We start from the raw sequence: 19,715 nt of genomic DNA, 5'->3' as shown, positions 1-19,715 counted from the left end.
CGCGTCAACCGCACCTCCTGCAAGATCATCGGCTTGCTCGAACCGAAGGGCTATACCGGTTTCGGCCAGGACCAGGACAATGTCGTGCTGATGCCGCTCGCCGCCTATCAGCGTCGCATTGCCGGCAATCGCGACATCGACTCGATCTATGTCGCCGCCGACGACCGCACGCCAACCACGGTGCTGCAGACGCGCGTCGAGGACATCTTGCGCGACACGCGCCGCATCACGCCCGACCGTGACGATGATTTCTCGATCCGCGACATGACCCAAATCGCCGATGCTATGGCCAGCGCGACCACCACCATGACTGGCATGCTCGGTGCCGTCGCCGGCGTCAGCCTGCTCGTCGGCGGCATCGGCATTATGAACATCATGCTGGTGTCGGTAACCGAACGCACGCGCGAGATCGGCATCAGGCTCGCTATCGGCGCCCATGAAAAGCATATCCTCATCCAGTTCCTGGTCGAGGCAACCGTGCTGTCGCTGCTTGGCGGCATCATCGGCATCCTGATCGGCCTGGCCCTTGCCGGCCTCGCCTCGGTGACGCTGACGATCCCGTTTGCGCCAAGCCCGGCGGTCATCCTGCTTGCGGTCGGCTTCTCCGCGCTGATCGGCATGGTGTTCGGCTTCTTCCCGGCGCTGCGCGGCGCGCGGCTCAACCCCATCGACGCGCTGAGACATGAGTAGGTGTTGCAGCAAGTATCGCTCCAGACGCTGCCAATTTTTTATGCAATCTGCCCTTGTCGCAGCACAATCTGCAATGATAACAATGCTGTTGGGGACTAAGGGGGAACAATGGATGAGCAAGAAAGGGCGACTGGCTCTGGCGATGGTGATCGTCGAAGCCGCCTTGGCAGGGCTTTGGTGGAATTTGATCCGTTATGGAATGGATAATCCCGATCGCGTCACCGCCGACTTCCAGCAGGTAATTGGGCAGACGATGGGAACGGCGATGGGGGCGCTCCTGGGTCTCGGCGTGCTGTTGTATTTTGTCGCTGCCCGTAGCGACCGCAAGGCTATTGAAGGCAGGTTGCGACGTTAGAGTCGGAATCCTTGCCCGCAAAGTGCCATTCGATCAGCGGTCTCATATGCGGCATTAACCCGTCCGGCAGGTCGGCTGCATTGCGGATGATCACGGGGCCTTCGATTTCAGGCTCTGACTCGGCCGCGACGAAAGAGCTGATCCGCTGTGCCAGGTCGTGGGCGGAGGCCGTCTCGCGGTAGCGGCGAAAGATCACCGTGCCGCTTGCCGTCGACAGGGCGTAGTGGCGCTTGCCGCGTGTCGCGCCTGATAGGTCGAGGCCGGTCTCCTCCCGTACCTCGCGGATCATGTTGAAGTCGACATCGACAAGGCCGTCGCGGAAATCGGTTGGCTCGAACGAACCGGCGGCGAAGTAGATGCGCCCGGCATTGACCGTATGCGGCGCCATGCGGATCGCCACAAGCGCATTGTCGCCGGCGACCAGCATGGCATGGGCATAGGCATGCTCGGCCCCGGCCACCTGCCGATTGCCGCGCCAAAGCATGAAGGTCGAATAACGCACCGCATGGCAGCGGCCGACGAGGCGATTGTCGCGATAGCTGAGTGCTGAAAGCAGCACCACGGTGCCGTCGAAAAGCGCCGGCTTGGCCGCGGTCTCACGTCGCCAGTTTGCGGCGATCGCCTCGGCATTATCGCGCTCGAACGGATGCGGGCCGGGATCAAGCCTGACGTCGATGGCATCGACCGGCAGGATGACGTTGCGCGGCAGGTCGAAACTCACGCCGGTCTCACGCCATGTCGAGGGCAATTGCTACCGGGCAATGGTCGGATGCCTTCGGCCGGTCCCACCCGGCGCGTGGGAAGCGCTCGACCTCCTGGCCCGCCGGAAATATGGTCCGCCAAGGCTGGCCGTTGCGGATGATATCGGGAACGGCGGTGGCGTTCTGCCTGGCTAGCGCCCTCGACAAAAGGATGTAGTCGAGCTGGCAGAGATGCCGCTCTTCCGGTCCACGTGTGTGATAGAAAGTCCAGCGGTCCATTTCCGGCCGCCGCTCGACCGCGTTTTCGCAAAAACCGCCGGCAGTGAGCACGTCGATGCAGGACCGGGTCTCGTCGATGACCTCGAAGCGATAGCCGTCGACGGCATCGCCGGTAATCTTCACGCGCTGCCGGTAGTCGTTCATGTCGCCGCAGATTGCCCAGCGCTTGTCGGCGGCATGGTCCTTGCCGAAACGCTCCTCGATGATCCGGCGCACCGCTTGCGCCTCGGCGATGCGCAGCGGCATTGTCGCCTCGCGGCCGTCGAGGCCGTTACGGGGCGAGCCCATCGACTTGAAATGCACGAGATAGAGCGTCAATGGCGCGCCTGCGACGGTCAGATCGACTTCCAGGCAGTCGCGCCCGAAGATGCGTTCATTGGCCTGGTGACCAAGCGCTGCCAATTCCGCCGTGTGCAGTCCGAATTGCTCGAACGTGACATAGGCGTAGCTGGTCATGCGCACGAATTCGATCGGCTGGCCCTGCGCGGTCTCGTTGCGCATCATCAGGGCGACGTCGATGCCGCGCGAATCATTGCCGGCGGTGGTGTATTTCTGCCGGTAGCCTTGCCCCACCATCTTGAATAGATAGCCATATTCGAAGGCCCTCAGCGCCTCGATGTTGTCGACCTCCTGCATGCAGATAATGTCGGCGCGGGTGGCCGCGATCGCCAGCGCCGTCAACTGGCGCGTGTCGTCAGACTGCGCGATGGCCCGCGCCTGCTCGAGCATCTTGTATTCGGCCTCGCTCCGGATGTCGAAAAGCGCCAGCGTGCGATCTTCGTTGAGCTGATTGCGGTATCCAGAATAATCAAACCTGTTCATCAGGTTTTCGACGTTGAAGGTGGCAAGGCGCAGCGACATGGCTTTGACCTTTGCCCGCAAGCGCGCCCGAAAACAAGGGCGCAGAAACCAAGCGGCTCTGATTGATCGCGCGCTCGCCATGGTTGACGGAACCTTTTTGTTCATCTTCCGTTCAGATGGAAAGTTCCATCAATAGGCCCTTCCCCGGGGTATTCTGGGCGTGGGGCCTGAACCTTCGGAGAGTGCGATGAAACCGCTCTTTTTATCTTCCGTCAGATCCGGGCTGATGTCCCTCGGTCTGATAGCCGGCCTCTCGGCCCCCTCGCTTGCCGGGCCGATGCCCAAACCCCTACTGCCGGTGGCGGGCAATGCCGCCGACATCGTGCAAATTCGTGAAGATTGGGCAGGCGGCAACGACAGGCAGATCTGGCGTTGGCGCAATCGCGGCTTTCGGCAATGGCACGGAGACGATGATTGGAGATGGCGGTCCCACAATTTCCGCGGCCATCATTTTTCGAGACACTGGGACAATGGCGGCTGGGACGACAGCTGGCGCTGGCGCCACCATCGCCGCCATTACCGCGGCGGCTACTATGATGATAGTGCGGGCGCCGCGATTCTTGGCTTGGGCCTGGGGTTCGGCCTTGGCAGCCTGTACAACAGCTATAACTACTACAACGCGCCGCCACCGCGCCGCTATTATCGCGCAGGGCGGCTTTCCAGTGCACATGTCCAATGGTGTTACAATCGCTACCGGTCGTACCGCGCCTGGGACAACACCTTCCAGCCCTATTACGGGCCGCGCCAGCAATGCTACTCGCCCTATAGGTAAGCAGGCCGACAACAAGCATCATTCGGCGCCGTGCTTCGCGGCGCCTTTTTCTTCCAGCCAGGAATCGCGAAAATCGCCCAGTCTCACTGGTGATAACGCTATTTTTATCAGGCAGGTCTAATAATCCTCCCGATCAGAACGCCCGAGACGCGAAGATGGCTGGATTGCGTGCAATGGCCGAGGACGAACAGAGGGACAAACGCCGGCAGCGCGTCTTGAAAGGCGCGACGATCCTGACCGGCATGACCAATTCCGAGGTCACATGCACGCTGCGCAACATGCATGCTGGCGGCGCCGAATTGAAGGTCTCGATCGACGCGCGCGTGCCCGATGAGTTCCTGCTCTATGTTCCGACCGACGGCATTGCCTACGAGGCCGTGGTCCGCTGGCGCCGCGAGGATCGCATCGGCGTGATGTTCACCGGCACCCAGCCAAAGCCAAGTTGGCATTACGGCTGATATGTCCCGGCGCTATCCGGGCGGCAGGACTTGCAGTGTCTGCTCGTCAAACAGCGGCTCATCCTGGCCGACGCGAACGAATAGAAGCTTTCGCAGTTCGGGTGATTGCACCTCGAAATACTGAATGCCGTCCGGGGCTTCGCCCCATTCGCCGCAAGGCGGTTCGCCGACCTCGTCAGGGTTGGCGACGGCGTTCAACTCCTCATGATAGGCGGCGTCGGGACTAAAGACGTATCGCATGATGCCTACGGGCGTGACCCCTTCGGTGTAAGGCATGAGCACGCAACGTGTGCTGACGGCCTTCTCGGTCTTCTGCGTAAAAATGCGCTGCAACGCAGCGACGGCCGCTTCGCCCGGCAGCATATCGAAGACTTCGACGATGGGATCGGCCGGCCCGCCGTCGCTGTATTTGATGGCAAGCGCATTGCCGCCAAGCTCGAAATGAATCCGGCGAAAACCGAAATCGCAGCGCTGCACCCAGGCAGCCAGCCCGACATCCTTGTCCGCCAGCCGTTCCCAAGCGCATTTGTCGACAGGCGGACGCGACGGCTTGCTTTGGTCGGCACGAGCCCCGGTGGCTATGGCCACAACGACCGGCAGGGCGAAGATGCAGGCCGGCAGTCTCTTGCTATTCATCGGTGCAACCCGTCAAGCTAAAGGCGTCCCAGGCTGAACCGTCGGGATTGGCTTTGGCGAAATCGGGCCATTCGGTAAAAATCGCGCCAAAGTCAGGCAACAGCAACCCTGCCGGTGCCGGCGAGGCTTCGCGGGAGCTCAACTGCTCGGCACCGCCTGCGTTGAACGCATAGACCTGCCCATCCCACACTCTGCACAGCCCGGTGCCGTCCTCGAGACCCGCCTCGCGATCGTCGTCGGTGCAGGTGTGCCGGATCGTGCCCACAGGAAACGAGTACTTGCCATTGGTCCAGGTGATGTCCGACGGCAGACGAAGGTCGGTGCTGGGCACGATGAGCGAAAAGACCTCGGTCGTCAGCGCGGCCGGCTCGTTGTTGGTTGGCCGGAACTGTATCGTCGCTCCCGAACGCGGCTCGCGATAGGTCGCATGGCTGAGCGAACATTCTGTTGCGTTCGCTTCTTGCAACAGGCTCAGCATGCTCAGAAAAATAGCTGCTGCTTTGCGGATGATCATTTAAGTCCCTGGAGCAGCATCATTGTGAAGTTTAAGCATCGATGCTTTAGCATGGCCCAAGGCCACGTCGAAAAGAAAGAATCGATGATGCGAAATCTCTTGATGCTCATTTCGATCCTAGCATTTTCGTGCGGCCACGCCTTCGCCGCGGAACAGTATGTGGGCACATGGTCCGGGAACAGATCGAACTGTACCGCCGTTGCGGATGTTCAACGCCAGACTGTCTACACATTGTACCGCGACGCGCTGTCGGTCCCTGCTCTCGGCTGCGAACACGCAACGTTTCTCAAGACGCCTACGGGCTGGGTGGCGCGGGCCAGCCAATGCTACGGATCCGACCCGTCGGCCGAAGAGCCGTTCTCCCGTGTCATCCATATTGTTGTCGACGGTGCGACGGTGAGATTGACTTGGCCTGGCTTCGACAGCGGAGTTCTTGTCAGATGCTGAAGACAAGTGCCCTTCCTCTGGATCTACAGCGTCTAGGACGGCAGGTTCGGCACTAGATCACCCCAACAAGCAGCGCGGCTCCACCGAGGAAGCCAGCGGCGCAGACCCACAGGAGCCAAAGCCCGCTCACCCTGCATTCGAGAACCGCTGCAACTGGGTTGTCGGGATCGTAGTGGACCTCGACCTTATCTCCCTGGAGATAGCGTTGTGACTGACCGCTGACGAGGCTCGGCAGCGAAGCCGTCACGTTTGCGCCGAAAGCGATGCGATCGGCGGCGTAGCGCTGGCCGGCGACGCTATAGCTGTAGACGATGCGGGATTTGAAGACTGCGCGCCAGGGTCGATAGCCGCCTCCGGACCTGTCGCGGGTCTCGAATTTCTGCAGGCCCGAGGCGTCGATGCGTCCTGCCGTGATGGGCCATTTGGCCGCCTGTTCCGCAAGTGACTTCTGGGCAAAGCCCATGCGCAGGACAAACAATCCCATGAAAAGCAGCAGGGCAGCGGCGCCGAGGTTCTGCGGCTTGGGCAAAAACGGCCGGATCGCTTCGAGGACGCCGCCGACGGAGAAGACCAATACAACCGCGCCGACCACCAGCCCGGCCGAAAGCTGGACCATGAACTTGAAGGAGCCGTCGGGCATGGTGCGTTCGATCACGGCCTTGGCTGGATCGGCCGGATTGTAGAAGACGGTTACGCCGGCCCCGTTTGGAAATTTCGCAAGGGTTTCCGCCACGGCAAAGTTTCCAAGGTTCTCCTGCACGCTGTAGTGCGAACTGCGAAACGTCTTGCCGTTCACCTTGTATTCGAAGGTGATTGCCGGGAAGTTGCGGATTTCGGTCGACCCTCTGCTGTCCGAACCGGACCCCGAACTGGTCACCTCGCGAGCCTCGACCCGCGACGAGATGATCTTTCCCGGCGTCGGAGACCAGCGGCTGACCGCCCTCACCTCCCACCACTTCAGCAAGGTGACGAGGGAGAGCATGCCGGCAACCGCGCAGGCAAACCCGACCAACAGAAATTTGAGTTCCAACTCTCACCCCCTTGGCACTTTGGTGCCATGCCCCGCACAGGCATATCACGGTGATGCGGAGAGTGCGCCTGTCCAGAAGCCTGGAAACCACACAATCTTGATGCAAAGGCCGGCGGATCGCTCCACCGGCCTTTCTTGATCGGCAATGAAATTGCGATCAGTTCTTGGCCTTGTCGACCAGCTTGTTCTTGGAAATTCCCACGCGCCCGCAGGGCGAAGCCCGATGACGCGTAACGAAACGAACGTGGATTTCCTTCAGTTCTTGGCCTTGTCGACCAGCTTGTTCTTGGAAATCCACGGCATCATCGCACGCAGCTTGGCGCCGACTTCCTCGATCTGGTGACTGTCGTTGTTGCGGCGGATGCCCTTGAAGCGCGACATGCCGGCGCGATATTCCTGCATCCATTCCGAGGTGAACTTGCCGGTCTGGATATCCTTCAGGACGCGTTTCATCTCGGCCTTGGTCTCGGCGGTGATGATGCGCGGGCCCGAGACGTATTCGCCCCATTCGGCGGTGTTCGAGATCGAATAGTTCATGTTGGCGATGCCGCCTTCGTAGATCAGGTCGACGATCAATTTGACCTCGTGCAGGCACTCGAAATAGGCCATTTCCGGCGCGTAGCCGGCTTCCACCAGCGTCTCGAAGCCGGCGCGGATCAACTCGACCAGACCGCCGCACAGCACCACCTGCTCGCCGAACAGGTCGGTCTCGCATTCCTCGCGGAAATTGGTCTCGATAATGCCGGAACGGCCGCCGCCGACACCGCAGGCATAGGAGAGCGCCAAATCGAGCGCATTGCCCGAAGCGTCCTGGTTGACCGCGACCAGGCACGGCACGCCGCCGCCCTTCTGGTATTCGCCGCGTACCGTATGGCCGGGCCCTTTCGGCGCGATCATGACGACGTCGACCGAAGCTTTAGGCTCGATCAGGCCAAAATGCACATTGAGCCCGTGGGCGAAGGCGATTGCCGCGCCATCGCGGATGTTTGGCGCGATCTCGGATTTGTAGATGTCGGCCTGCAGCTCGTCGGGCGTGGCCATCATCATCAGGTCGGCCCACTTGGCGGCATCGGCCACGCTCATCACCTTGAGCCCGTCGGCCTCGACCTTCTTGGCGGTCGCCGAGCCGGCCTTGAGGCCGATGGCGATGTCCTTGACGCCGGAATCCTTGAGATTGAGCGCATGCGCCCTGCCCTGGCTGCCATAGCCGATGATAGCGACCTTCTTGCCCTTGATCAGGTTGAGATCGGCGTCGCGATCGTAATAGACACGCATTTTTCTTCCTTCCCGTTTTGAACCAGAGCATGATGCCGAAAAGTGTGAAGCGGTTTTCGGACGACATCATGCTCCATCTCTAGGTGTAGAGCCGGATTCAGATTTCAGCTCGATTCGACCTGAAATCATCCGGCTCTATGGGCCCTGAGGCCCGGTTTTTGCCCCGTAAAGAGCGAGAAACTGCTGCGTCGCCCGGACGGCATCGCCGCCGATCGCCGCATCAGTCAATTCCAGCCGGTCGCCAAGCAGCAAGCGGATCTGCACGTCACGGGCGACCAGCCCGAAAAAGGTGCGGAACGCCGTCTCCGCGTCCGAAAATTCAAGGAACCCGGCCTGTCTCCCGGCCTCCAGCACCGGCTTCAGGCGCCTGGCCAGCGCGAAGCGGCCATTCTCCAGCACGATGGCGCCGAGATCGTCCTTCCCCGAACTAGCATGACCGACCGCCACCCGGTTCAGCGCGATCGAGGTGTCGCTCGAAATTACCGTGAGCCAGTCCGAAGCGAAGCGTTCGAGGCTCGCCGTCAGCGAAGCAAGGTCGAGCCCCTTGCGGTCGACCGGCACTACCCGCACCTTGGACGCCTGCCATTGCACCGTTGCCGTCAACAGCCCGTCGCGATCACCGAACCATTTGTAGAGCGTCTCCTTCGAGCAGCTCGCCCGCCGTGCCACGGCGGTCATGGTCAACTGATCGCCCTCTTCGACCAGCAGGCGAAGGGCGGCGTCGAGCACGTCCTTCTGCCGCTCCGTCAGCGCCTCGCTGGTGTCGATCTCGGTCACAGCGTGCAACACAGTCTTTCCTCAGGAGGCGAACTCACCCGCAGTTCAGATACGAACTCGGCAGCGTACCGTACGTTACGGTTCGGCTTTATGGCGTATTGCCCGACCCGGCGCAAGCTCTTATTTCTGTAGCTCGCTCCATGCGGGGCATCACGGGAGACACGGATCATGCTCGCCGGATTGCTTGCCTTGACCGTTGCCGCAGTGTTCGCGGGCGCGGCTATCTACGTCAGCGTCGCCGAGCAGCCGGCGCGGCTTCGCCTCGATGACAAGGCATTGCTGCAGGAATGGCAGCCTTCCTACAAGCGCGGCGCCGCCATGCAGGCCTCGATCGCCGTCATCGCCTGTATTCTGGGCCTCGTCGCGTGGTGGCTGACCGGCAACCTCGCTTATCTGGTCGGCGCCTTGCTGATCATCCTGCCTTGGCCATGGACGCTGCTGGTGATGATGCCGGCAAATAGGTTGCTGGAGGCGATGGACGCTAACACCATCAATCCTGAAGCTCGGACATTGATCGCCAAATGGGGCAATCTGCATATGGTCCGCGTCGGGCTTGGCGTTCTGGCGACGCTGGCATTCCTCTGGGCCAGTGCCTGACCTCGCAGGTCCACGCCATCTTCGGCATGTCATTCCGGAGCGGGCGGATCTCGCAGGCGCCCAAGCAGAGCTGATAGCGCATCGAGCTCATCATTGGAAAGCCAGGAGCCGACCAACTCCGCGATCGACCGGCCGTAGACGGTCCACATGCGGCGGCGCGTCTCGCGTCCCTTGTCGGTGACGCGGACTGTTTGCCCGCGGCCGTCATCGGCAACTGGAAGCTTCTCGACCTGCCCGTCGGCTTCGAGCCGCGCCAGCAGCCGGGAGATGTTGTACTGCGCAAACAGGGTGCGCTCGGTGAGTTGGAACGGCCGCAATCCGCCCTCGCCCGCCTCGGCAAGCTCGTGCAGTACGTCGTACCAGGCAAGCGGCGGCAGGCCACTGTCCTTCAGCGCGTCCTCGGCTCGTTCCAACAACTGGCGCGAAACCCGCATCAGGCGGGCCCAGGCCTTGATGGCTGGAGGTGAAGGAATCCCTGTCATGATTGCATCGTAAGCGATAGATGCAATTGCATCAAGCTTGACGATCGATGCAAATGCATCTATATAGATGCAATCGCATTAATCATGAGAGGCAATTCCGATGAAGCATGAAATCTGCAGGATCGCCGACATTCCGGAAACAGGTAGCCTGATCGCTCCGTTCTTCGGCCGCGAGGTCCATGTCTACCGCAGCGACGAGCGTATCCGCGCCGCCGCCAACATGTGCCTGCATTTCGGTGGCCCGCTCGACTGCAAGGACGGCAAGCTCGTCTGCCAGTGGCACGGCGCCTCGTTCGACATGGCAAACGGTGACCGCCTCGAAGGCCCGGCGCCGAAGGGCTCCCGCCCGATGTTCCTCTCCACCCGGGTCGAGGACGGTGCCTTGAACTATGTCTGGGGAGAGTGAGATGACCGACGAGCTCATCCTCGTCAGCCAACATCTTTGTCCCTATGTGCAGCGCGCGGCGATTTCACTTCGCGAAAAGGACGTGCCGTTCGAGCGCATCGCCGTCGATCTCGCCAACAAGCCTGCCTGGTTCAAGGCGATATCGCCGCTCGGCAAGGTGCCGCTGCTCCGCGTTGAGCATGACGGCCAGGAAACGGTGATCTTCGAATCGCTCGTCATCCTCGAATTCCTCGAGGAAACCCAACCCAATCCGCTGCATTCCACCGATCCCTATGCCCGTGCCCGGCATCGCGCCTGGATCGAATTCGGCTCGGCAATCCTCAATGCCATCGGTCGCTTCTATTCAGCGCCGACCGAAAGCGCCTTCCGCGCCGAAAGCGGGGCTCTGTCGGCAATGTTCGATCGCCTGGAAGTGGAACTGGCGAATGGCGCGGCCGGGCCATGGTTCGCCGGCGAGCGTTTTTCACTGGTCGACGCGGTCTATGGGCCGATTTTCCGTTATTTCGAGGTCTTTGACCGAATCGGCGATTTCGGCATCCTGGACGGAAAGCCGCATGTCGAGGCCTGGCGCAAGGCACTGCACGAACGCTCATCCGTAAAGGACGCGGTCGCTCCCAATTATGCGCAACGCCTCCATGCATACTTGCAGGCCAAGGGTTCGCACCTTTCGGAAATCATCCGCCAAAACGATTCGACCACAGCGCTTCCGCAAGCCCGATCCGCCTGAACAGATCGACCACCCTTCCAGCCATCATCGAGGCAAGGATATTCGTTTCCGGCGGAATTCTTGCCACTGTCGCCACCAGCCCGTCGCGAACGCAGCGCAGTATCGATACGGTCCGTTCCTATGAGCGCGTAACTGATCGCCGCGCCGGCAATCGCGATGTCCAGAGAATTGCCCATCTGCCCGACCCAACCCAGGCCGGACAATCCTTCAGCGCTGTCGCTAAATCAAGCCGCCGTCTCGGCCTTGAGGCTCAGCCCTCGACAGCATCGAAAACCTTCCGCGCCTCGCGTACAGCGCCGTGATTGAGCTCGGCCCATTGGATCAGCTGATGCAAGGGTCCAAACATCGAGCGCCCGAGATCGGTGAGGCTGTATTCGACGCTCGGCGGTTTGGTCGGAAACACCTGGCGATGCACATAGCCGTCGCGCTGCAGATCGTGCAGCGTCTGGGTGAGCATGCGCTGTGAAATATCGGGCACGAGGCGCCGTAACTCGCCAAAGCGGTACGGCTTCTCGGCCAAGGCCTCCATCAGCAGCGAACTCCATTTATTGCTTATGCCCTGGATCACGTCGCGAACCGGACAATCCGCAAGGTTTCCGCCACCGCTACCTGCTTTGTAGATCTCGAGCTTCGATCTCAGATTGACGATCTTGCCGTCCATGCTGGTTCCCTGGGTGTGCCTACCTCCCGCAAAACTGCCTTCTTTACGAGGATGGGTCAATTCCTATTTTAGTGCTGGTCTCTTTTTGAGACTAACATATGAACCCGCCGCTCCGGCGCAACGTCAGGACCTTTCATGACCGACACCCTTCTTGTCACCGGCGCCTCCGGCCAGCTCGGCCGCGGCGTCATCAATCATCTGCTTGAAACGCTCAAGGTCTCCCCTCAGCGCATCATCGCCGCTACCCGCAATCCGGAAAATCTGGCCGATCTGGCAGCCCGAGGCGTCACCATCAGGACGGTCGACTTCGACGACACCGCATCGTTGGCCAGTGCATTTACCGGCGCCGACAGGATTCTGATCATTTCGACAAACGAGCTCGCCCTTCCGGGCAAGCGACTGAAGCAACATGAGGCCGCGGTCGCCGCCGCAAAAAGCGCGGGTGTTTCGCATCTGCTCTACACATCGATGCCCAATCCGGAGCCAGGATCGCCGGTGCTGTTTGCGCCCGATCACCATGGCACCGAGCAGGCGATCAAGGCGAGCGGTATCCCCTACACCATCTTCCGCAATGGCTGGTATCAGGAGAACCTGTTCATGGCGCTGCCGCACGCCATCGCCTCGGGGCAGTGGTACACGTCCGCTGGAGACGGCCGCATTGCTCATGGCGCGCGCGACGATATGGCTGCCGCAATCGCCGCCGGCCTCGCTTCGAGCGCAACCGAAAGCACGACATACACACTGACCGGCCCCAACGCCCACACGATGGCCGAGATTGCAGCCCTCGTCACCGAGGTCACCGGCAAGCCGATCGAAGTTGTCCAGCTTTCGGATGAAGCGCTGACCGAGGGATTGAAGGCAGCCGGCGTTCCCGAGGCTTTCGCCCCCGTTATCGTTTCCTTCGACACCAACACCCGCTCCGGTCGCATCAGCATGGTGACCGACGCGGTCGAGACGCTGTCCGGCAGGAAGCCGCAGCCGCTGAAGCAATTTCTTGAAGCAAACAAGGCGGCTCTGGTGAGCTAAGCCTGATCATGGCCGTGCCCTTCGAAGGGCACGGCCATTTGTTCAGATAGCCACCTGCGTCCCGATCTCGACGACGCGTCCGGTCGGGATCTGGAAATATTCCGTCGCATCGGCCGCCGTGCGCGCCAGCCCGATGAACAGCTTGTCCTGCCAGACCGGCATGCCGGAATTGGGCGAGGCCTTGAGCGAGCGCCGCGACAGGAAGAAGGAGGTCGTCATGATGTCGAACTTCCAGCCCTGCTTGCGGCAGATCGCCAGCGCGCGCGGGATGTTGGGCTGCTCCATGTAGCCGAAGGTCAGCGTCACCCGCATGAACAGCTCGTTGACCGTTTCCATCTTGACGCGCTCGCTGTCGGGCACGACCGGCTGCGGTGCCGTCACCACCGAAAGGATGACATTCTGCTCGTGCAGCACTTTGTAGTGCTTGAGGCTGTGCATCAGCGCGGTCGGCGCGCTCAGCGGATCGCTGGTCAGGAACACCGCGGTGCCCGACACCAGATGCGGCTTCTTCTTCAGCAGATTGCCGGCAAGGAAATCCAGCGGGATCTCGTTGCGGCGCGTCTTTTCGAACAAATAGCGGCTGCCGCGGATCCAGGTCCACATGGCCAGCACAATGGTGAAGGCCACCGCCAGCGAAGCCCAGCCACCTTCGAATACTTTGACGATGTTCGACGCAAAGAAGCCGACGTCGATGAACGCGAACACCACTGTCAGGGAGATGGCCAGCCAGAGCTGCCATTTCCAGATGCGGCTCATGATCACGTAGAGCAGCACCGTCGTCACCAGCATGTTGCCGGTCACCGAAATGCCGTAGGCCGAGGCAAGCTTGCTGGATTCGCCAAAGCCGACCACCAGCAGCATCACCACCAGCGCCAGCAGCATGTTGACGCGCGGCATGTAGATCTGGCCGGACTGTCTTTCCGACGTATGCAGGATTTCCAGGCGCGGCAGCATGTTGAGCTGCACCGCTTGCCTGGTTAGCGAGAAAGCGCCGGAGATCACCGCCTGGCTGGCAATGACGGTCGCAGCTGTGGCGAGAACGACCATCGGAATAAGCGTCCAGCCTTCGTTCATCTCGAAGAAGGGATGACCGACCACGCCGTTTTTCGCCAGCACGAATGCGCCCTGCCCGGCATAGTTCAGCAACAGGCAAGGGAACACGATTGCCAGCCAGGCGAGAACGATCGGCTTGCGGCCAAAATGGCCGAGGTCGGCATAGAGCGCTTCGGCGCCGGTGACGGCGAGGAAGATGGCGCCAATCGTCACGAAGGCGACGTCGGGTGAATTGATCAGGAACGCGACGATGTAATGCGGGCTGACTGCCAGCAGGATCTCCGGGTCGGCGATGATGTGGTTGAGACCTGAAAGACCAATGGCCAGGAACCAGACCGCCGTGATCGGGCCGAAGATCAGGGCGACGCCGCCGGTTCCAAACCGCTGTGCCGAAAACAGGATCGCCAGGATGACCAGCGTCAGCGGCACCACATAGGGCTGGAAGGTCGGCGTAACGACGTTCATGCCTTCGACCGCCGACAGCACCGAGATCGCCGGCGTGATGACGGCGTCACCGAAAAACAGCGAGGCGCCGACGATGCCGATGCCGAGGATCACCGCCGAGCGGGTCGGGAAACTGTTGCGCGCCAGCGCCATCAGCGACAGCACCCCGCCCTCGCCGCGATTATCGGCCCTGAGCACGAACATGATGTATTTGATGGTGACGATGATCGTCAGCGACCAGATGATCAGCGACAACACGCCGAGGATGTCGCCACGGTTGGCGACCTCGCCCCCCGACGATGCCACCAACGCCTCGCGGAACGCATAGATCGGGCTGGTGCCGATATCGCCGTAAACCACGCCGAGTGCGCCCAGCATCAGCACCTTGGTGCTGTGCTGCTCGACCTCAGAATGGCTCGATTGTTCGACGGGCTCTGCCTCGTTACCAGTACTGGTAAGGGCCATGGACGACACTCCGATAAGCGCGCGGTGCTCTACGCTTGCTGCACTGCAATATCAAGTGCCGTCACGTAATGTCTGCGTGTCGGTATTGCGAGTCTTCCCGGCTTGGCAGGCTCGATCCCCCTCGGCAGACTGCCTGGAACGCTGCACGGGCACGTTCTAAATAGCCACCTGCGTCCCGATCTCGACGACGCGTCCGGTTGGGATCTGGAAATATTCCGTCGCATCGGCCGCCGAGCGCGCCAGCCCGATGAACAGCTTGTCCTGCCAGACCGGCATGCCGGAATTGGGCGAGGCCTTGAGCGAGCGCCGCGACAGGAAGAAGGATGTCGTCATGATGTCGAACTTCCAACCCTGCTTGCGGCAGATCGCCAGCGCACGCGGGATGTTGGGCTGCTCCATGTAGCCGAAGGTCAGCGTCACCCGCATGAACAGCTCGTTGACCGACTCCATCTTGACGCGCTCGCTGTCGGGCACGACCGGCTGCGGTGCCGTCACCACCGAAAGGATGACGTTCTGCTCGTGCAGCACTTTGTAGTGCTTGAGGCTGTGCATCAGCGCGGTCGGCGCGCTCAGTGGATCGCTGGTCAGGAACACCGCGGTGCCCGACACCAGATGCGGCTTCTTCTTCAGCAGATTGCCGGCAAGGAAATCGAGCGGGATCTCGTTCCTGCGTGTCTTGTCGAACAAATAGCGGGTGCCGCGGATCCAGGTGGACATGATCAGCCCCATGCCGCAAGCGACTGTGATCGACACCCACCCGCCTTCGAGGATCTTGACGACGTTAGCGAGGAAAAATCCGGTATCGATCGTGCCAAACAGCAGTGTGAGCGCGGCTGCCAGTGCAAGCTGCCATTTCCATCGGAACCGCATCACCACGAACAGCAGGATGGTTGTCATCAGCATTTCGCCAGTCACCGAAATGCCATAAGCGGAAGCCAGCGAACTCGAACTGCCAAAGCCGACCACCAGCAGCATCACGCCGAGCGCGACCACCAGATTGACCCGCGGCATGTAGATCTGGCCGGATTGCATCTCGGAAGTATGCTGCACCTCGATGCGCGGCAGCAGATTGAGCTGCACCGCCTGGCGGGTCAGCGAGAAAGCTCCGGAGATCACCGCCTGGCTGGCGATCACCGTCGCTGCCGTCGCAAGGCCAACCATGGGCATCAGGGCCCAATCGGGCAGCATCTGAAAGAATGGATTGGTGGGTTTGCCGCCGTTGGCCAGAACGAACGCGCCTTGTCCGAAATAGTTGAGGAGCAAACAAGGGAACACGACGGAGAACCATGCCAGCACGATCGGCCTGCGCCCGAAATGACCGAGGTCGACATAGAGGGCCTCGGCCCCGGTGACCGCCAGAAACACCGCCCCGACCGTGACGAAAGCGCCGGTGGGCGTATTGGCCAGGTAAGCGACGGCGTAATAGGGATTGATCGCCAGCAGGACCGACGGGTCGTCCAGCAGATGGTAGACCCCGGCGGCGCCGATCGCCAGGAACCACACTGCCGTCACCGGTCCGAACACGGCCGCCACCCTGCCGGTGCCAAAGCGTTGCACGGCAAAAAGCATTGCCAGGATGATCAGCGTGATCGGAACCACATAGGTTTCCAGCGTCGGGGTCACCACTTCCAGGCCTTCGACCGCCGAAAGCACGGAGATGGCCGGCGTTATAATGGCGTCGCCGAAAAACAGCGCCGCGCCGCACAGCCCGATCCCCAGGATGAGCTTGGCTCCATTGGGATAAGCGCTGCGCGCAAGCGACATCAGCGACAGCGTGCCGCCCTCGCCCTTGTTGTCGGCTCTGAGAACGAAAGCGACGTACTTTATCGTGACGATGATCGTCAGCGCCCAGACGATAAGCGACAGCACGCCAAGGACGTCGTTGCGCGCTACCGGTCCCGACGATGCGTGCAGCGCTTCCCGAAATGCATAGATTGGGCTGGTGCCGATATCGCCGTAAACCACGCCCAGCGCGCCCAGCATCAGCACCTTGGTGCTGTGCTGCTCGACGGTGGAGTGGCTGGATTGCTCGATGGGTTCTGCCTCGCTACCAGCGTTGGCAAGGGCCATGGACGACACTCCCATAGACGTGCGGTGCTCTATGCTGTGGGGTGGAAGGACGCGCTGCCATGCCGGGAACGCACGGCCTATCGGCTCGCCTCTCTCTACCAGCCACAAGCCTTCAGAAACCGCCTGACCGTTGCGGCCATGCCATACTCCAACGCATCGGCTGTCAACCCATGTCCGATCGACACTTCGGCCAATGCCGGGATGCGCCTGGCCAGCGCCGGCAAATTGCTCACCACAAGGTCGTGCCCGGCATTGACCTGGAGCCCTGCAGCAAGTGCGGCATCCGCCGTCTTTCCCAATTTCTCCAATTCCTTCGCCGCCTTTGCCGAATCGGAATGATAGCTGCCGTATGGACCCGTATAGAGTTCGATCCGGTCGGCACCGGTGTCGCGAGCGGCATTCACGCCATCAGGGTCCGGATCGGAAAACAGCGATACGCGAAAGCCTCCCTTCTTCAGGCGCTTGACGACCGGTGTCAGGAACGCAGCCTCGGCGGCGAAGTTCCAGCCATGGTCGGAAGTCGCCTGCGCCGGGTCGTCGGGCACCAGCGTCACCTGCTCGGGCTGATGCTTTTCCACAAGCGCTAGGAAATCCTCGGTCGGATAGCCCTCGATGTTGAATTCCGCATTCGGGAACTCGTCGTCGATGAGCGCCCTGATCTCAGGCAGGTCGGAATGCCTGGTGTGCCGCTCGTCGGGTCGCGGGTGCACCGTCAGCCCGTGCGCGCCGGCGGCAAGGGCGATGCGCCCGAGCCCTGTCACGCTTGGCCACGGCAGGTCCCGCCGGTTGCGCAGCATGGCGATGGCGTTAAGGTTGACGGAAAGCTTTGCAGGCATTTGCACGGTTCCAGGCTGATCTCGGCGCGCATCTATACCGCCTTTAAGGGGAACAGACAGAGGGTTTCAGGTGTTCCAAGGTGAACGAAGAAAATCGAGCGCAAGGAGTTTGTTGTTGAATTTTCTCGATGCCGTACCGGCGATCCGCCGCATCGATACCGATCGCGAAGACCTCTTTGCCATCGATGTCGTCGGCCATGTCGCTGCGGCCGACGCCGAAAACCTGTTCGGATTGCTGGAGGCAGCCTACGCGCTGCACCCGAAAATCGACGTGCTGGTGCGCCTGATCGATCATGAGGGTGTCGACTGGACCGACGTATCGGACGAGACGATCGAACAGGGCATAGCTCATGCAGTGGAGCATATCGGCCGCTGCGCCGCGGTCGGTGAGCCGAACTGGATAGCGGAGGCAAGAGCCTTTTTGCCCGCCTCCTTGCCTGTCGAACTCCGGCATTTCGAGGCCAAGGACGAAGCCGCCGCCTGGGAATGGGTTGGCGCCAACCCGATCGCCCAGCGCTGATACGGCCACCCTATCGAACGATCGTCAGCCGTTCGGCCGCGCGCGTGATGGCGGTGTAGAGCCAACGCTGCCGGGTTTCCTTGAACGCCCAGCTTTCGTCGAAAAGCACGATCTCGTTCCACTGCGATCCCTGCGCCTTGTGCACGGTCAGCGCATAGCCATAGTCGAAATCATCGAAGCGCTTCTTCTGCTGCCAGGGAATGTCGGCATCCGGATCTTCGAACGCCGCCTTGAGCAGCTTGATCTTGGCGACGCCGCGATCCGGGTCGTCTTCTTCCGGCGATACCAGCAGATTGATGCCGGGCTTGACCGTCTCGCGCGACGAGGTCATCACCTTCCACAGCGAACCGTTGAGCAGTCCCTTGGCCGGATCGTTGCGCAGGCAGACCAGCTTGTCGCCGGCTTGCGGATAATCGGCATTGAATCCCTTCAGCTCGCGCAGCCGCTGGTTATAGCGGCGGCGCGTGCGGTTGGTGCCGACCAGTACCTGGTCCGCCTTCAGCACCAGTTCCTGGGTGACGTCTTCCTTGCCGATCACTTGCGCCGCGCCATAGTCGCCGCGCATGAACTCGCGGCCCTCGCGCACGTCGAGCGCAAGCCGGATGATCGGGTTGTCACGCGCCTGGCGATGGATTTCGGTGAGCAGAATGTCCGGCTCATGGTCGGTGAAGAAGCCGCCGCCGGAGATTGGCGGCAACTGGCCGGGATCGCCGAGCACCAGGATCGGCGTGCCGAAGCTCATCAGGTCACGGCCAAGCTGCTCGTCGACCATCGAGCATTCGTCGATGACGACGAGCTTGGCCCGCGAGATCGGGCTCTGCCGGTTAAGCGAAAAGGTCGGCGACATCGAGGTCTTGCCAGTCACCTCATCCGCAACCGATTCCTCGCCTTTCGGCCGGTAGATCAGCGAATGGATGGTGCGGGCATTGACCGCGCCCTTGGAACGCAGCACCTGCGCCGCCTTGCCGGTAAAGGCGGCGAACTGCACCTGGCCGTCGACGTGCTCGGCGAAATAGCGCGCCAGCGTCGTCTTGCCGGTGCCGGCATAGCCGAACAGCCGGAACAGCTGCGGCTTGCCGGCTTTCAGCCAGCCGGCCACCGCCTTCAGCGCCTCGTCCTGTTGAGGAGAGAATTCCATCAGCGCGACAGACCGGATTCGCGAGGGAAAGACAAGGTCGAGTGCCGTCACCAGCCATTTCATCGCCGGCAATCACGCCGCTGCGACAGGGTCAGGCTATCAGTGACGAGCCGGAACGTAAAGAGAACAACGCCGGGCGACGACAGCTCACCCAGCCCGCTGTGGATCGTTCTCCAGCAGGATCGGCTTGCCATGCGGCGTAGCATGCGCGGCGCGTTCCCAGGCAGCAGCAAGGCTGTCGACGTCGTTTCTACCGGCAACGCCTTTGGTCGACAGCAAATTCTCCAGCGCCGCCAGCCAGTGCTCGTAATAATCATGGCCGTCGCTCGCGGCGCCCGGCCGCTTCACCTCGGCCGACAGGACATCTGCCCATTCGCTCCAGGAAAACAGGCCCTTATCATGCAGCGCAACCGTGATGGCGAACGCCTCTGCTTGCCATGGCTCGGCGAAAACCGGCGCCTCGACACCGGCGGGCAGCATGGCGGCGACCGAGCC

Annotated in this window: 24 protein-coding genes; 10 read left to right on the top strand and 14 right to left on the bottom strand. The window is 61.5% G+C overall.

All coding sequences use genetic code 11. The annotated features are described in order from the left end of the window. Together E5W70_RS14320 and E5W70_RS14315 are read left to right on the top strand one after the other, a co-directional pair. Positions 1-690: FtsX-like permease family protein (locus E5W70_RS14320; RefSeq protein WP_292659113.1), on the top strand; the 690-nt coding region annotated here is incomplete at its 5' end. 112 nt (positions 691-802) lie between these two features. Further along, positions 803-1,045 (top strand): hypothetical protein, encoded by a 243-nt coding sequence (locus tag E5W70_RS14315; RefSeq protein ID WP_292659109.1) that lies wholly within the window; start codon positions 803-805, stop codon positions 1,043-1,045. On the opposite strand, the gene E5W70_RS14310 is transcribed toward E5W70_RS14315, so the two are convergent. Together E5W70_RS14310 and E5W70_RS14305 are read right to left on the bottom strand one after the other, a co-directional pair. Next, complete coding sequence (locus tag E5W70_RS14310) at positions 1,020-1,766, bottom strand: hypothetical protein (protein ID WP_292659107.1); 747 nt, start codon at positions 1,764-1,766, stop codon at positions 1,020-1,022. The genes E5W70_RS14315 and E5W70_RS14310 overlap by 26 nt on opposite strands. 7 nt (positions 1,767-1,773) lie before the next feature. Continuing rightward, positions 1,774-2,886, bottom strand: a complete 1,113-nt coding sequence (locus E5W70_RS14305; RefSeq protein WP_292659104.1) for an endonuclease/exonuclease/phosphatase family protein — start codon at positions 2,884-2,886, stop codon at positions 1,774-1,776. On the opposite strand from E5W70_RS14305, the gene E5W70_RS14300 reads away from it, so the two are divergent. From E5W70_RS14300 to E5W70_RS14290, 3 genes are all read left to right on the top strand, one after another. After that, positions 2,885-3,022: a hypothetical protein gene (locus tag E5W70_RS14300; RefSeq protein WP_156937338.1), complete on the top strand. Its 138-nt coding sequence runs from the start codon at positions 2,885-2,887 to the stop codon at positions 3,020-3,022. The genes E5W70_RS14305 and E5W70_RS14300 overlap by 2 nt on opposite strands. A 51-nt stretch (positions 3,023-3,073) precedes the next feature. Beyond that, positions 3,074-3,658, top strand: coding sequence for a BA14K family protein (locus E5W70_RS14295; protein WP_292659095.1), 585 nt, complete (start codon positions 3,074-3,076; stop codon positions 3,656-3,658). Positions 3,659-3,831: 173 nt separating this feature from the next. Next, on the top strand, positions 3,832-4,116 hold the full coding sequence (locus E5W70_RS14290; protein WP_292659122.1) for a PilZ domain-containing protein: 285 nt from the start codon (positions 3,832-3,834) through the stop codon (positions 4,114-4,116). A gap of 12 nt (positions 4,117-4,128) precedes the next feature. Here the strand turns inward: E5W70_RS14290 and E5W70_RS14285 are convergent, their stop codons facing one another. The 5 genes from E5W70_RS14285 to E5W70_RS14265 all read right to left on the bottom strand — a co-directional run bounded on the left by E5W70_RS14285 (position 4,129) and on the right by E5W70_RS14265 (position 8,807). Next, complete coding sequence (locus E5W70_RS14285; RefSeq protein ID WP_292659092.1) at positions 4,129-4,752, bottom strand: hypothetical protein; 624 nt, start codon at positions 4,750-4,752, stop codon at positions 4,129-4,131. Continuing rightward, positions 4,745-5,266 (bottom strand): hypothetical protein, encoded by a 522-nt coding sequence (locus tag E5W70_RS14280; protein ID WP_292659090.1) that lies wholly within the window; start codon positions 5,264-5,266, stop codon positions 4,745-4,747. Before E5W70_RS14280 ends, E5W70_RS14285 begins: the two co-directional genes overlap by 8 nt. Before the next feature lie 499 nt (positions 5,267-5,765). Beyond that, positions 5,766-6,743, bottom strand: coding sequence for a DUF3592 domain-containing protein (locus tag E5W70_RS14275; RefSeq protein WP_292659087.1), 978 nt, complete (start codon positions 6,741-6,743; stop codon positions 5,766-5,768). 255 nt (positions 6,744-6,998) lie between these two features. Further along, on the bottom strand, positions 6,999-8,018 hold the full coding sequence (ilvC, locus tag E5W70_RS14270; protein WP_023676662.1) for a ketol-acid reductoisomerase: 1,020 nt from the start codon (positions 8,016-8,018) through the stop codon (positions 6,999-7,001). A 135-nt stretch (positions 8,019-8,153) separates the two neighbouring features. Further along, positions 8,154-8,807 (bottom strand): TetR/AcrR family transcriptional regulator, encoded by a 654-nt coding sequence (locus tag E5W70_RS14265; protein ID WP_292659083.1) that lies wholly within the window; start codon positions 8,805-8,807, stop codon positions 8,154-8,156. A 156-nt stretch (positions 8,808-8,963) separates the two neighbouring features. Between E5W70_RS14265 and E5W70_RS14260 the strand changes: the two genes are divergently transcribed. Beyond that, on the top strand, positions 8,964-9,392 hold the full coding sequence (locus tag E5W70_RS14260) for a DUF1772 domain-containing protein (protein WP_292659080.1): 429 nt from the start codon (positions 8,964-8,966) through the stop codon (positions 9,390-9,392). Positions 9,393-9,421: 29 nt separating this feature from the next. On the opposite strand, the gene E5W70_RS14255 is transcribed toward E5W70_RS14260, so the two are convergent. After that, positions 9,422-9,874, bottom strand: a complete 453-nt coding sequence (locus tag E5W70_RS14255; RefSeq protein WP_292659077.1) for a MarR family winged helix-turn-helix transcriptional regulator — start codon at positions 9,872-9,874, stop codon at positions 9,422-9,424. Between the two features lie 100 nt (positions 9,875-9,974). Between E5W70_RS14255 and E5W70_RS14250 the strand changes: the two genes are divergently transcribed. Beyond that, positions 9,975-10,280, top strand: a complete 306-nt coding sequence (locus tag E5W70_RS14250; RefSeq protein WP_292659074.1) for a Rieske (2Fe-2S) protein — start codon at positions 9,975-9,977, stop codon at positions 10,278-10,280. 1 nt (position 10,281) lies between these two features. Further along, a complete protein-coding gene (locus E5W70_RS14245) occupies positions 10,282-11,007 on the top strand; it encodes a glutathione S-transferase family protein (RefSeq protein WP_292659071.1) in 726 nt (241 codons plus the stop codon). Between the two features lie 250 nt (positions 11,008-11,257). Here E5W70_RS14245 and E5W70_RS14240 read toward each other — a convergent pair whose 3' ends face one another. After that, the gene (locus E5W70_RS14240) at positions 11,258-11,668 is read right to left on the bottom strand and encodes a helix-turn-helix domain-containing protein (RefSeq protein WP_292659068.1); all 411 of its coding nucleotides are present in this window, start codon (positions 11,666-11,668) and stop codon (positions 11,258-11,260) included. A 135-nt stretch (positions 11,669-11,803) separates the two neighbouring features. Between E5W70_RS14240 and E5W70_RS14235 the strand changes: the two genes are divergently transcribed. Continuing rightward, positions 11,804-12,694 carry an SDR family oxidoreductase gene (locus E5W70_RS14235; protein WP_292659065.1) on the top strand — a complete coding sequence of 297 codons (891 nt, stop codon included), beginning with the start codon at positions 11,804-11,806 and terminating at the stop codon, positions 12,692-12,694. Between the two features lie 42 nt (positions 12,695-12,736). On the opposite strand, the gene E5W70_RS14230 is transcribed toward E5W70_RS14235, so the two are convergent. The 3 genes from E5W70_RS14230 to E5W70_RS14220 all read right to left on the bottom strand — a co-directional run bounded on the left by E5W70_RS14230 (position 12,737) and on the right by E5W70_RS14220 (position 17,562). Then, on the bottom strand, positions 12,737-14,656 hold the full coding sequence (locus tag E5W70_RS14230) for a potassium transporter Kup (protein ID WP_292659063.1): 1,920 nt from the start codon (positions 14,654-14,656) through the stop codon (positions 12,737-12,739). Positions 14,657-14,812: 156 nt separating this feature from the next. Beyond that, positions 14,813-16,726, bottom strand: coding sequence for a potassium transporter Kup (locus E5W70_RS14225; RefSeq protein WP_292659061.1), 1,914 nt, complete (start codon positions 16,724-16,726; stop codon positions 14,813-14,815). Between the two features lie 95 nt (positions 16,727-16,821). Then, a complete protein-coding gene (locus tag E5W70_RS14220; protein ID WP_292659058.1) occupies positions 16,822-17,562 on the bottom strand; it encodes a pyridoxine 5'-phosphate synthase in 741 nt (246 codons plus the stop codon). 115 nt (positions 17,563-17,677) lie between these two features. On the opposite strand from E5W70_RS14220, the gene E5W70_RS14215 reads away from it, so the two are divergent. Beyond that, the gene (locus tag E5W70_RS14215; protein ID WP_292659054.1) at positions 17,678-18,082 is read left to right on the top strand and encodes an STAS/SEC14 domain-containing protein; all 405 of its coding nucleotides are present in this window, start codon (positions 17,678-17,680) and stop codon (positions 18,080-18,082) included. 10 nt (positions 18,083-18,092) lie between these two features. Here E5W70_RS14215 and E5W70_RS14210 read toward each other — a convergent pair whose 3' ends face one another. Together E5W70_RS14210 and E5W70_RS14205 are read right to left on the bottom strand one after the other, a co-directional pair. Then, on the bottom strand, positions 18,093-19,220 hold the full coding sequence (locus E5W70_RS14210) for an ATP-dependent RecD-like DNA helicase (protein ID WP_023720791.1): 1,128 nt from the start codon (positions 19,218-19,220) through the stop codon (positions 18,093-18,095). 147 nt (positions 19,221-19,367) lie between these two features. Continuing rightward, positions 19,368-19,700, bottom strand: a complete 333-nt coding sequence (locus E5W70_RS14205; RefSeq protein WP_292659117.1) for a nitrile hydratase accessory protein — start codon at positions 19,698-19,700, stop codon at positions 19,368-19,370. Positions 19,701-19,715: the final 15 nt, after the last annotated feature.

The sequence above is a fragment of the Mesorhizobium sp. genome (assembly GCF_005063415.1).
Taxonomy (GTDB): Bacteria; Pseudomonadota; Alphaproteobacteria; order Rhizobiales; family Rhizobiaceae; genus Mesorhizobium.
This window is presented reverse-complemented; position numbering and strand designations above follow the sequence as displayed.